General features: G+C 41.3%; 9 protein-coding genes. 8 read left to right on the top strand and 1 reads right to left on the bottom strand.

From position 1 onward, the window contains the following. The first annotated feature begins 6 nt into the window (after window positions 1-6). The 3 genes from K8L98_RS20405 to K8L98_RS20395 all read left to right on the top strand — a co-directional run bounded on the left by K8L98_RS20405 (window position 7) and on the right by K8L98_RS20395 (window position 5,201). Entirely contained in the window at window positions 7-975 is a 969-nt protein-coding gene (locus K8L98_RS20405; protein WP_223437614.1) for a carbohydrate kinase family protein, read from the top strand. Between the two features lie 100 nt (window positions 976-1,075). Continuing rightward, complete coding sequence (locus K8L98_RS20400; protein WP_223437612.1) at window positions 1,076-4,762, top strand: GH32 C-terminal domain-containing protein; 3,687 nt, start codon at window positions 1,076-1,078, stop codon at window positions 4,760-4,762. A gap of 139 nt (window positions 4,763-4,901) precedes the next feature. Next, window positions 4,902-5,201 (top strand): hypothetical protein, encoded by a 300-nt coding sequence (locus tag K8L98_RS20395; RefSeq protein WP_223437610.1) that lies wholly within the window; start codon window positions 4,902-4,904, stop codon window positions 5,199-5,201. A gap of 158 nt (window positions 5,202-5,359) precedes the next feature. Here the strand turns inward: K8L98_RS20395 and K8L98_RS20390 are convergent, their stop codons facing one another. After that, window positions 5,360-6,718, bottom strand: coding sequence for a glycosyltransferase family 2 protein (locus K8L98_RS20390; RefSeq protein WP_223437609.1), 1,359 nt, complete (start codon window positions 6,716-6,718; stop codon window positions 5,360-5,362). Window positions 6,719-7,920: 1,202 nt separating this feature from the next. Between K8L98_RS20390 and K8L98_RS20385 the strand changes: the two genes are divergently transcribed. Genes K8L98_RS20385 through K8L98_RS20365 form a run of 5 tightly spaced genes read left to right on the top strand, consistent with a single transcriptional unit; the run spans window position 7,921 to window position 13,032 of the window. Then, window positions 7,921-9,132 carry an ROK family transcriptional regulator gene (locus tag K8L98_RS20385; protein ID WP_223437607.1) on the top strand — a complete coding sequence of 404 codons (1,212 nt, stop codon included), beginning with the start codon at window positions 7,921-7,923 and terminating at the stop codon, window positions 9,130-9,132. A gap of 44 nt (window positions 9,133-9,176) precedes the next feature. Beyond that, window positions 9,177-10,019 carry a sugar phosphate isomerase/epimerase family protein gene (locus K8L98_RS20380; protein WP_223437606.1) on the top strand — a complete coding sequence of 281 codons (843 nt, stop codon included), beginning with the start codon at window positions 9,177-9,179 and terminating at the stop codon, window positions 10,017-10,019. Window positions 10,020-10,032: 13 nt separating this feature from the next. Continuing rightward, entirely contained in the window at window positions 10,033-11,025 is a 993-nt protein-coding gene (locus tag K8L98_RS20375; RefSeq protein ID WP_223437604.1) for a Gfo/Idh/MocA family protein, read from the top strand. Window positions 11,026-11,068: 43 nt separating this feature from the next. Then, complete coding sequence (locus K8L98_RS20370; RefSeq protein WP_240549802.1) at window positions 11,069-12,052, top strand: Gfo/Idh/MocA family protein; 984 nt, start codon at window positions 11,069-11,071, stop codon at window positions 12,050-12,052. Continuing rightward, window positions 12,049-13,032, top strand: coding sequence for a Gfo/Idh/MocA family protein (locus tag K8L98_RS20365; RefSeq protein WP_223437601.1), 984 nt, complete (start codon window positions 12,049-12,051; stop codon window positions 13,030-13,032). Before K8L98_RS20370 ends, K8L98_RS20365 begins: the two co-directional genes overlap by 4 nt. Window position 13,033 lies beyond the last annotated feature (1 nt).

Genomic DNA, 13,033 nt, shown 5'->3' with positions numbered 1-13,033 from the left:
AGCAAGGTGGGTTCGTCTGTTATTTGCATCGGGGAATTGCTGATTGATTTTTTCTGCACGGAAACAGATATTAATTTAATGGAAGGAAAGAAGTTTGAAAAACAAGCGGGAGGAGCTCCTGCCAATGTTTGTGCGGCTATAGCTAAATTAGGAGGCAAGGCTTCCTTCTGCGGAAAAGTGGGAAACGACCCTTTTGGTTCTTTTCTGAAGAAAACGCTTGATGAAGCGGGCGTTGATACGTCTATGGTTGTATTTGATCCTGTACACAAAACATCGCTTGCCTTTGTATCGCTTCAGGCGGATGGAGAGAGAGATTTCCTTTTTAACAGAGGGGCTGATGCTTTTTTATCTGAGCAGGATATTGATGAGGAAAAAATAAAACAAGCGGGCATTCTTCATTTTGGATCAGCAACAGCACTGCTGGAAGACCCGTTTCGAACGCTTTATTTTGACATGATGAAAAAAGCAAAGAACGAAGGGAAATTCATTTCCTTTGATCCGAATTTCAGAAACGATCTGTGGAAAGCAAACACAGAAGAGTTTATCAGCTTGGCAAAAATGGCAATGGGGCTGGCTGATTTTATTAAAATGAGTGCGGACGAACTTGAACTGATTTCAGGAGTGAATGGTGTCACTGCAGGACTCGATGCTCTTCAGGAAACCTGCGAAGGACTGATTGCCGTCACATTAGGGAGCGCCGGGACCATCGTTTCAAATGGAAGAGAGAAGAAGGCTGTCCCAAGCATCTGCGTCAAATCAATTGATTCAACAGGTGCCGGTGATGCATTTGTAGGCGCATTATTATATCAGATCGCACATTCAGAGAATCCGAAGATGGCTGCAGCTAATATGGATTTGGTCACAAAGATGGTTTCCTTCAGCAATCGGATTGGAGCGATCGTCTGTACAAAAGTAGGTGCGGTATCTGCCATGCCTTCTTTGAAAATAGTAAATCAAGAAGTCGTCATCAGCTGACATATTGTTTTTAAAGGGATTGTTGAAAGTTACTCTACAATCCCTTCTTTTTTTAGAAGTGAATGAAAGCGCTTTATTATAACTGGAAGGAGTTATATAGATGAAAAAAATGACTTTGGTTAAACTGGCGGCCGCTGCTGCCCTGCTCTTTTCAGTATTTTCTTTGGAGGGATTCAGAGGAGAAGCCGATGAACATAAAACGGCGATATTCGGCTACACCGCTTTGTCGGGAAGCTGGAATAAGGAAACGGATGGCTCTCTTAAAGGGGTTGCAGCTAAAAATAAATCTGCACTTATTCTATCAATTTCAGAAACAGGCAGCTATCTGGTCTATGAAGCAACGATAAAACTCGCTAAGAACAGCGCAGGGTCACTCGTCTTCCGCGCAAATCAGACAGGCACAGAAGGATATAAAGTAAGTCTGGATTCCAAACGGGACCGCGTTTTTCTTTCTGCACTGGATGAGGACCGTATTCTGAAAAGTGTTCCGTTCAAAGTGAAAGCGAATGCTGAGACAAGAGTGAAAATAACGTCAGATGGTCCGTCCATTAGCGTATTTGTGGATGAAAAAAAGGTAATGGACCTTAAGGATTTCAGTCATTCTAAAGGATTTACAGGCTTTCATGCGGAGGGCGGAAAGCTTGTCTTCAGCAAGGTTCAAATGAGTGAAGTGCGGACGAATTTAACAGGGTTAAAAACAAAAACCGGCAAATGGCAGGCAGGTTTTGAAGGGTTAGAGGCTACCCCTGAGCAAGGAGAGAATATCTATTCCATTTCCACGACTTCTTCTGCTGATTTCACCTTTGAATCGGATCTTCTCCTAAAAGACAAAACTGCAACCGGCTCCTTGTTATTCCGGTCTGATAAAGCAGGATTAAAGGCATACCAAGTAAAGGCTGATGCAAGAAAAGACATTTTGCAGCTGAAGGATGTCAATCAGAACAGAGTTCTTTCGGAAGCAAAGATGCCGATTGAACCCGGAATCCTTTACCGCATAAAGGTAAAAGCGGAAGGTTCTTCTTTGCAGGTCTTCTGGCAGAATGGAGGGATGCCAGTTTTGAAGGCAGATGACGACACCTACACAAGAGGGCTTTTTGGCTTACATGCAAGCGGAGATGCCGTTTTTCAAAACATTCAAGTGAGTGATTTGCAGTCCAATTTAGAAGGGTGGCAATCCATTAATGGTGAGTGGACTCCGCATCTTGACGGGACGATGGGGCAGAGCCCTGCAGAACAAAATACTTACCGGATGGCAGAAACAACGGGAGCTGATTTCGTCTTAGAAGGAGATGTAAAGGTAGATGATGAAGCTCCTTTTGGTACGGCAGGACTTGTATTCAGAGGAAATGGAGATGGCAGGGAAGGATATATGCTAACTCTGGATCCCAATCTGAACAGGATCCGTCTCCTTGATTTGAAAGGAGATCGTACTATGGGAATGGCTGAGCGGAAGATAGAAACAGGCAAAACCTATCATTTTGAAATTCATGCTGATGGAAATGATATGAAAATCTATTTCGATGGATATGCCGATCCGGTGATTTCTGTAAAAGACTCAGCCTACTCAAGCGGAAAATTCGGATTGAATGTCGATAATGGAACCGCGTATTTTCAGCATGTCTACGCCACTCCATTTGACGACTATTATTCTGAGCTATACCGGCCGCAGTATCATTTTACGCAGGCAAGAGGCTATGCAAGTGACCCGAACGGCTTAGTTTATTATGAAGGGGAATATCACCTTTTCCATCAGGACGGCGGAAAATGGGCACATGCGGTAAGCACGGATCTTGTCCACTGGAAGAGGCTGCCGATCGCGATTCCATGGAATGAGATGGGACATGCATGGTCAGGTTCTGCTGTCGTTGATAAAACCAATGCGTCCGGATTATTTAACGAGGAAGGATCGGGGCTGATTGCCTTTTACACATCGTTTAATCCTGAAAAGCACAATGGCGATCAGAAAATCGGCGTTGCTTACAGCAAAGATAAGGGGCGTACATGGGAATTTTATGATGGCAACCCGATCATACCGAATATCGGTGAATTTTATGGCGGCCAGGGCTGGGACTTCAGGGATCCGAAAGTCGTTTGGGATGAGGATCATAAGCAATGGGTCATGGTCATATCCGGGGGAGATCACATCCGTTTCTTTACCTCTCAAAATCTCCTTGACTGGGAAATGATTGAATCATTTGGGTACGGGGATTTCGTCAGAGGGGGAGTGTGGGAATGCCCTGACTTCTTCCAGCTGCCGGTTGACGGAGATCCAAACAAGAAAAAATGGGTTCTATCCATCAGTACTGGAGCGAATCCTAAAACCGGCGGATCAGATTCAGAATACTTTGTGGGGACATTTGACGGAAATCGTTTCGTCAGCGATCACCCTGCAGGCACTGTGCTGAAAAATGAGTTTGGCAAAGAAATGTATGCAGCGATGTCTTTTTCGGACATTCCAGACGAAGACGGACGCAGAATTTCATTAGGATGGATGAGCAACTGGGATTATCCATTCAGTTTTCCCACCTCACCATGGAAAGGGCAAATGTCCATTCCGCGGGAGCTTACATTGAAGACTGTTCCTGGTGAAGGAATCAGACTGTACCAGGAGCCGATTGAAGAACTGGAGAAGCTAAGAGGATCAGCTTCATCATGGAGCAGCAAAACAGTAAAGCCAGGAGATGCCAATCTGATGGCAAACGAAAAAGGTACATCCTATGAAATTGCTGCAGAAGTTGAACTGCCTGAAAACAGCCAGGCAGAATTTGGATTCAGGCTAAGGGAATCTGACTCTCAGAAAACCGTTGTGGGCTATAAGGCAGCAGAGGCTAAGATATTCTTTGACAGGTCTGAATCAGGAGACATCAGTTTTTCTGACAAGTTTTCCACTTATCATGAAATAAATGCAGCACAAAAAAACAACCGAGTGAAAATGCGTATTTTTGTAGACGAATCTTCTATTGAGGTATTCGGCAATGATGGCCAGGCAGTCTTCTCGAATGTTGTGTTTCCTGACGGGGCAAGCGATGGCATGAGCTTTTATACAAAAGGCGGTAATGTGAAAATCGTTTCCCTCGATGTTTATCCATTAAAAGGAGTCTGGAAGGATGAAGGTGCAGCTCCTTTTGAAATGTTCATGGACCATGAAAAGCTTGTTCTCCCACTCGGCGGAACGCACAAGCTTTCGGCAGCTATCCTTCCGGCAACAGACAAGCATAAAAAAATAAGATGGCAATCAAGTAATCCAGATGCAGCCGAAGTTAAGAAACTGGATGAACGCAGTGCAGAAGTCAGGATGACAGGGCACGGCAGAAGCATCATTACTGCTACTTCAAATAATGGAAAGCTTATCGGCAGAACAATCGTTGACAGCAAGGCGGCCTTTAAGATTGCTGATAAGACAACCGGTAAAATCCTTACACCTGAAGGGAATTCAAATGGTTCTAAAGCAAGACTTCAGACAGACGGGGAGCAAACGTGGAAGATTGATGGGGTTTCCCCTGGAGCATATAAAGTTCACGCAGGTGACAGCAAGTTCGTACTGGATGCATCCGGAATCACTCCCGGAGACGATGTGCAAGTTTGGGAGTATCTGGGCTACGGCAACCAGCAATGGAGAATAACCGATCACTGGGATGGAACGTATCGTTTCAGTGCTGTTAACAGCGGCAAAGTTCTGGGAGTTAAGAATAACCGGCCAGAGGATGGTACACTTGTGGAAATACAAGAATTAGGGGAAGGGGAGTTTCAGGAATGGAAGCTCATTGATGCTTCAGATACCCCATGATGAAAGTTTTTTCAGACACTCAGATTTACTGGGTGTCTATTTTTTCTAAGTATTGTCTCATTCCAATCTGCAAACCGTTTTCTCATGCTATAAGTCTAGTTTTAATAGCCATATTAATCATTTACTTTTATGGAGGGAAATGCAGCTGAATAAAATGAAAACTCTGCTTCCTGCAGCACTCAGCCTGACTCGCCTGATTGTGTGGTTCTGCCAGAGAGGATCGGATGTTATTTTAAAGAAAAACCAGTGGAGATACCAGAGCCGGAATCCTACAGCGGGGGAATTCTGTTCACAAACGGAAGAAGAGAAAAAAGCAGAAGGTGAAGCAAGTAGAGTAGGAAAAAGTATATGGAGCGGACGGCGGAAATTTCTTGAACGGAGCGAAGGAAAACCTCACAAGCCAAGTCATGTCCTTGATAAAAAAGGCAATATCTTTTAGCGTTTTGGAAGTTGGGATTAGAAAGAAGGCGAATTGAGAATTCCGCATGATATAGCGGTGGATCAGAGTGGAAATTGTATGTCGTAGATTTTGAGAATAAGAGGCTGCAGGAATTTAAACTGAAAAAAAGGTGCCGGTTTTGGCACCTTTTTTTGTTATTAAGCCGCTGTTTCTGAATCAGTCTGATAATCCCTGCCTGTTCTCTCAACCTTATTCCAATTCTGATTAAAGAAATAGGCAATGCTGCCGTACATAATGAATATCATCGTGGCGAGCCGGTAGATCAGTACGTCAAAAAGAATCGCCACCAGCAATTTCGGAATTTCTCTCTTTTTAAAAGAAATGCCATAATGTCTGCTCATTCGAACGGCAGCTAGATCATATATCAAACCGAATATCAGTATGTAAATGAAAAAAAACAACAAGTAGTCCATATAGGAAGATGGGGGATGAATCATTCCGTTTACAACAATTAATCCAGTCATTACATAAGCTGCAATGGTTCCCGCCAGAAAGGATTCGATCAAATAAAAGAATGAAACAGGTTTCTTAAACAGGGTTTTCCCCAGAAATCCCCTGAAATGTATGACGCAATCGATAAAGGCTTTTTGCCAGCGGATCCGCTGCTTAAATAAATCCTTCCAATTTTCCGGAAGCTCCGTATAGCAGACCGCTTCAGGTATGAAGATAATTTTCTTTTTTTTATGATTGGAAATATGTCTATGGATACGCAAGGTAATATCAATATCCTCTCCTATCGTCGTTCTGAATCCTCCGACTTCGATCAGCACTTGCTTTTTAAAAATACCAAAAGCACCTGAAATGATCGCTAAAGCATGGAAGCGGGCAAGCGACATTTTGGTAATATAAAAGGCTTTAAGAAAGTCGAGAGCTTGAACGCTGACAAGAAGATTTGCACGAAGCAGAGATAAAGATTTCAACGGTTCAGCAGTTTTCGTCTGAAGCACATGAACCATTCCCCCTGCAGCAACAACGTTCTCATCCTCAAAAGCATCATTCACCACAGGAAGCGCCTTATCTGTCAAAATCGTGTCTGCATCAAGAGTAATCACCAGCTCTTTTTGTGCAAGCTCAATTCCGGCGTTTAAAGAGTCTGCCTTTCCCCCATTCACTTTATCTATTACATAAATATTCGGGTAAAGCTCAGATTGATAGAATCCCAGAATCTTTTGGTGGGCTATTTTTCTAAGCGGCTGCTTAGAGCTTGGCTTCAGCTGCAGGAATTGATTCATCAGAAGCATAGTGTCATCAGTAGACCCATCATTAATGTAAATGACATCGTACTCTGAGTAGGACAGAGATTGCATACTGAAAATAGAAGTGTCAATAATTCCCTGTTCATTGTAGCAGGGAATTAAAATGCTGATGCCCTTATCCTCTTTTGCAGGAAACTTAAACTTCTCAGTCTGCCTTTTGAACCAAGGCAAACTATGAATCAGATGAATCACTGGAAATACGATACATAAAGAAAAGAGCAATAAACTGTAAAAATCCAAAAAAACACTCCTTCGTTAAAAATGAAAAGATATCATATATGTTCTTGAAGAATGTTTTTTTGTGAGGGTAATTGTAAGAAGGGTAATAGACTTGAGTGATTTATCGATAGGAAACTTTAGTATAAACCTCCTCATATAGGTGTGATTAATGCCTTCATATAAGAGACATTCCTCTAAAAGCATGTAGATGTATAAAGAAAGCTTAATACTTTGATCCGTATAACGTTTTTGTGCAATAAACTCTTCAATTAGTAAGCTGAATAACAGCAGTTTAATATTTTTTAGATACCTCTATAGATTACTTCATAACCATTAGTCCACTCGGAAGTGCATTTTAAAAATATCAACAGTACGCTGCATTTGAGAAATCACGTTAGGAGTCAATTGGGAATGTAACTGAGTATACATTTTTGAATCATATTGAAGAATCATTTAAAAAATGGTCTAATCACGCTGCTAAATTACTAGAAATCATCCAGGATTTCGTTTTCGTTTTGATAAATAGGTATTTTGTCATTAATGTCATTTCCTTTTATTAGGAAAGGCACGCATAGCGACACTAATCATTGTAGCGCTTGTAATTTAAGTCAGGTATTTCTTTGAGCTATTAAACTAATGCAATAAAAGTGAGAGGATAACCGCAAGGTAATATAATTGTTAATTGTTTACAGATGTTGAACTCACAGAGATAAAATATAAATTTGAGCTTTTATGAAATCAATCCCATATGTAACTAGATTGCATAGGTATTCATAAATTAAAAAATACGTTTTTTTCTATAGTTAAGTATCGGAAGAGGATGAGAATTAGAGAAAGAATAAGAAGAGATACATGGCTGATGAACTATAATGACTATTTTTTAGAAAATTAAGAAAATAGATATATTTATCCATTTATTAGCAGATTACATGCTGTTTATAATAAAGGAGAAATTCCACTTAATAAACTCATTGGAAAAAGAAAGTGTTTCATCCTTCATCAAAAGATATACCACAAATGGAATCAACAAATCCTTCTCCCCTCATCATGATTATACAAATACTGCTGGAAAAACATCACTTAAAGAAAAAACCACACTTCAAATCACAAAGATTTACTTCTGCTATCACGAATGATAAGTCTAGTCCTAATCATCCTATCTTAATAAAGCCAATGGAAAAAGTATGTATTGAAAAATGAATATGTCAGGGGTGTATACCTTAATGCGAAGAACTGGGGACTTAAAACTAATCCAAGAGATAAACCGTTCTATTATCTTAGATATGATTCGAAAACAAGCCCCTATTTCTAGAAGCGAAATTGCGAAACGGATTAATATTAGTCCTACTACAGTTACATCAGCTGTTAATGAATTGATGAATGAAGGTTTCGTCCGTGAAGATGGAATTGGTGTATCAAATGGGGGCAGAAAACCAGTGCTGCTGCGCTTTGATCCTAATAGTCATTTTATAATTGGTGTCTCCATTACTAATTCATTTATAAAGATTGCGGAAATGAACTTAGAGGCTGAAATACGCCGAAAGGAAATCTATTCAACCAATCTTCTGTTCGGACAATCGGTCATTGAACATGTATTGGAACTGATCAGGCAGTTTCTTGAAAAAACAGAGTATATGAATAGATGTGTCGGTATTACTATTATTACTCCAGGGATTGTTGATGCCAAGAAAGGGATCATTTCTTATAATACAAAATTGGATCTGCGTGATGTTCCTTTAAAACAATTAGTTGAGCAGCAATTTGGTTTACGGACTTATTTAGAAAATGATACGAATGCTTTCGTTTTAGCAGAGAAACATTTTGGGCCTTATGATCAGTTTAAAGATTTGCTTTATATTACAGTTGGTGACGGTCTAGGATCAGGACTTATGATTAACGGCTCAATTTACCGGGGACATAAAGGCAGTTCTGGAGAATTGGGTCATACAACGGTTGACCGCGGAAGCGGAGTGAGATGTGAGTGTGGGAATGTTGGCTGCCTTGAGAGCTATGTACGCTGGCCGGCTATTTATTCGAAAATCTTATCCGCGATTATGACAAGGGGACAGTCTACGAAGATCCAAGAACTTGTGCCTGATGATATTAGCCAAATTACTCCAGCTATTTTTATCAAAGCTTTAAATATGGGGGACGAGCTATGTCTGAAAATTTTAGAGGAAGTCGTTTCGTATTTAGCTGCAGGAGTCATTAATTATATCCATTTATTTAATCCGGAAGTCATTATTCTTGGCGGTGAGATTGTTCAAGGTAATCCAATCTTTTTAGAGGCGATCCAACAGCATGTTTCAAAGCATGTCATTCCGGTTTTAAGAGAAGACATAACGATTCGTCCAACGACTCTTGGTACAGAATTTGAAATGTTGGGCGCCGCTGCTGTTCTATTGCAAGAAAAATTTCAATCGCCTGTAATCTAGCACACTGTGAAAAATCTGAATATTTAAATTAAGGTGGGGTTTATATGCTGAAGGGAATTAACCAATGGTGTTACCCAGAAGGGACGTCATTAGAGAAGGTTTTTGAATATAGTTCCAATGCTGGATTTGATGCGGTGGAGCTGAATGTTTATGAGAAAAATGGGATTGGCTTAACATTAGATACAACCGCTAGGGAAGCAGAAATGATTGTAAAGCTGGCAGAAAAGCAAGGTCTAAAACTTCCGAGCTTATCGACAGCTCTCCTGTGGAAAGCACCTCTTTCATCACCGGATGAAAGGATTCGGGAGCACGGAAGGAACATTGTAAAGAAGCAATTAGAGCTGGCCAGTGTTATGGGGATCGATACGATTTTAGTTGTTCCAGGACTCGTGAATGCAGAAACATCCTATGAAGCCTGTTATGAACTTAGTCAAAATGAGCTGCGGAACCTGTCAGCTGTTGCAGAAACGAAGGAGGTACATATTGGTGTTGAAAATGTTTGGAACCGCTTTTTATTGTCACCGCTTGAAATGGCCCGTTACATCGATGAGATTGATTCAGACTATGTAGGTGCCTATTTTGATGTCGGGAACGTCCTGCAATTCGGATATCCTGAACAATGGATCCGAATACTCAAGGACCGTATACGTAAAGTACACGTCAAAGATTTCTCAACGCAAGTGGGGAATATTACAGGATTTGTACCGCTTTTATCTGGAGATGTGAATTGGACGTCGGTAATGGAAGCACTTCGCGAGATTGGCTATCATGACGTGATTACAGCTGAATTAACGCCTTATCATATTTCCCCAAATGAATTAGCAAATGATACGGCGCGTCATATGGATGTTATTTTAGCAAGCGGAACAGCTGCACAAAGAGTATAGGGGGAGAAAAAAGATGGCAAACGTAAAAGTTGGATTTATTGGAGTTGGCGGAATTGCTTCCGTCCACTTGAAAAATATCAGCAGTATTGAACATGCAACAATCACTGCAGTCTGTGATATTTCTGCCGAACGGGTTAAGCAAGCAGGAGATCAATATAGAGCAAATGGCTACACCAATGTAGATGAGATGCTTGATAACGAATCACTTGATGCACTTTTTATTTGTGTACCGCCTTTTGCACACGGAGATATTGAAGAAAAAGCTGCTGCACGCGGTATTCATATGATGGTTGAAAAACCATTGGGACTTGATCTGGAAATTGTTGCAGCAAAGGCCAAAGTAATCGAGGAAGCAGGAATTATTTGTTCAACCGGTTATTGCCTGCGCTATTTGGATACAGTCTCAAAGGCAAAAGATTATTTACGGGGTAAAGAAATTGCAATGGTTCGAGGGCATTATATTACATCATTTGTTCAAACCCCTTGGTATCGTCTGATGAATAAGTCAGGAGGACAATTAGTGGAGCAATCTACACACACACTTGATTTAATCCGTTATTTAGCAGGTGATGTAACCACTGTATATGCAAATATGGCATTGCAGCTGATGGGAGATATTTCAGATATCGATATACCGGATGTAACATCTGTAAGCATGACGTTAGAGTCAGGTGCGATCGGACACCTTGCCAGTTCCTTTACACAAGCAGATCATTATACCGGCATTGAACTATTAGGGCGTGACTTTAGAGTAGTGCTGGATAACTCAACATTACACATCATTGATAAAGAAAAAACGATTTCATATAAATCAAGCCACGATTTTTATGGAGAGCAGGATCGAGCTTTTATTGATGCGGTGCGCCTAAACAATCAAGAGTTAGTGTTGGCCCCGTACGGAGAAGCAGCGAAAACGTTAGCTGTCACTTTGGCTGCGAATGCATCCAGTAAAACAGGCAAGGCTATTCATTTATCAGAATTTATGTCAGCTTCTTCCGTGTGTTAACCAATAAAATGAGAAATGAGGTGGAATGATGAGGAGAGTGGCTGTGGTTGGTACAGGTACAATGGGGACTTTGCATTTGGAAGCTTGGAAAAATGCAGGAAGCTGTGAAGCTGTTGCTGTTATCGGACGGACTGAGCAAAACATCATTCAGCTTGCTGAACAATTTAATGTAAAAGGTTTCCATCATTTACAAACAGCACTTGAACAGCTGCCTATTGATATTGTTGACGTTTGTGTTCCAACGCACCTTCACGAGGAAGTCATTAAGATCGCGGCGCAAGCTGGAAAAACGGTCATATGTGAAAAGCCATTAGCGGCTGATGCGAAAACGGCAAGAAGAATTGTGGATCTATGTGAAAAATACGATGTACCTCTATTCGTTGGACATGTCCTGCGATTCTCTCCTGAATACAAAGCAGCAAGACAACAAGTCATAAATGGAGCAATTGGAAAGCCTGGTGTGATGAGATTAACAAGGGGCTGTCCATATCCAAAAGGCCGTGATGAATGGTATCGGGATGAATCCAAGAGCGGTGGCGTTCTATTAGATTTAGGCATTCATGATTTTGATTGGCTCCTTTGGACATTCGGTGAGGTTGAACGTGTAATGGCGAAAAGGATCAAACGAGAAAACCTTGAATATGCTCTTGTCACATTACGTTTTGCTTCAGGCGCAATTGCCCATGTGACCTTATCCTGGGGTATTACTAAATTTTCAGCTTCCTTTGAGCTTGCTGGAAGCGAAGGAATGATTACGTATAAAAGTTCTGATCAAGACCCTGTTGTAGTAGAACTTTTTCACGAGATTGACAGAAAGCAAGAAAGAGTTGCGGTTCCGAGCTATCTTGTTGAACGTACACCTCTGGAAGATCAGCTTCAGCATTTCGCAGATTGTCTTGAAAATATGAGAAGTGCCATTGTAACTGCAGCAGATGCCGTTAAAGTGATTGAAGTGGCAGAAGCTGCATTAGAATCAGTGAAAATTGGCCAGCCAATCCAGCTCAAGAAAGGGGGAGTGTTGAAATGAAAGTAGGCATCATCAGTTTCGCCCATATGCATGCCGTGAGTTATGCCGAACATTTAACTGAACATGCGGATGTCGAACTGACAGCGATTTGGGATGAGGATATTGAAAGAGGAAGCATGATGGCTGAACGTTTTAACTGCCAGTACTATTCCAATCTCACCAGCTTCCTCCAAACAGATCTTATAGCCGTTGTCATTTGTTCAGAAAACGCGAACCATAAAAAACATGTAATGGAAGCAGCGAAGGCTAAAAAACATATTTTATGTGAAAAACCAATTTCAACAGAAGTCAAGGATGCACAAGAAATGATCGGCATATGCAAAGATCAAGGCGTGATCCTGCAAGTGGCCTTTCCCGTACGTTTTGTTCCTGCTGTCAAAAAGGTAAGAGAAGTGATTCGAAGCGGAGGACTGGGAGAAATTGTAGCAATTGATGCAACAAATCATGGGCAAATGCCCGGGGGATGGTTTGTTCAAAAGGATCTATCAGGCGGAGGAGCTGCTGTCGACCATATTGTTCATGTTATGGATCTTATCAGATGGATATTAGACGAAGAAGTGAAAAAAGTGTATGCCGAACTTGATACCCGTTTTTATAATATCGATGTCGAGGATTGCGGAATTGTCACATTAGAACTAGAGTCCGGTACGATTGTGACGATTGATCCAAGCTGGTCACGTCCCAAAACATTCCCTGCATGGGGAGATGTAACGATGGAAATTGTCGGAACGAAAGGGACAATCTCACTCGATGCCTTTAAACAGCATCTTGTGTTATTTAATGACCAACAGAAAAAGGTGCAGCATATTGGATGGGGAGACGATATGGATTCAGGACTTGTAAATGACTTCATTGATTGTGTACAAAGGATGCGGACTCCATCGATTTCAGGAGAAGACGGTCTTCGTACATTAGAGGTGGTTCAAGCCGCTTACCAATCTGCAAAGGAAAAATCAGCAATCACATTAATAAGAGAATAGG

Source organism: Metabacillus dongyingensis (assembly GCF_019933155.2).
GTDB classification, from domain to species: domain Bacteria; phylum Bacillota; class Bacilli; order Bacillales; family Bacillaceae; genus Bacillus_P; species Bacillus_P dongyingensis.
The sequence above is the reverse complement of the archived record's forward strand: the minus strand, read 5'-3'. Positions and strand labels throughout refer to the sequence as shown.

Coding starts and splice junctions, on each gene's coding strand:
- K8L98_RS20400 (WP_223437612.1), top strand. CDS start 1,076: ATGAAAAAAATGACTTTGGTTAAACTGGCGGCCGCTGCTGCCCTGCTC.
- K8L98_RS20395 (WP_223437610.1), top strand. CDS start 4,902: ATGCAGCTGAATAAAATGAAAACTCTGCTTCCTGCAGCACTCAGCCTG.
- K8L98_RS20385 (WP_223437607.1), top strand. CDS start 7,921: ATGCGAAGAACTGGGGACTTAAAACTAATCCAAGAGATAAACCGTTCT.
- K8L98_RS20380 (WP_223437606.1), top strand. CDS start 9,177: ATGCTGAAGGGAATTAACCAATGGTGTTACCCAGAAGGGACGTCATTA.
- K8L98_RS20375 (WP_223437604.1), top strand. CDS start 10,033: ATGGCAAACGTAAAAGTTGGATTTATTGGAGTTGGCGGAATTGCTTCC.
- K8L98_RS20365 (WP_223437601.1), top strand. CDS start 12,049: ATGAAAGTAGGCATCATCAGTTTCGCCCATATGCATGCCGTGAGTTAT.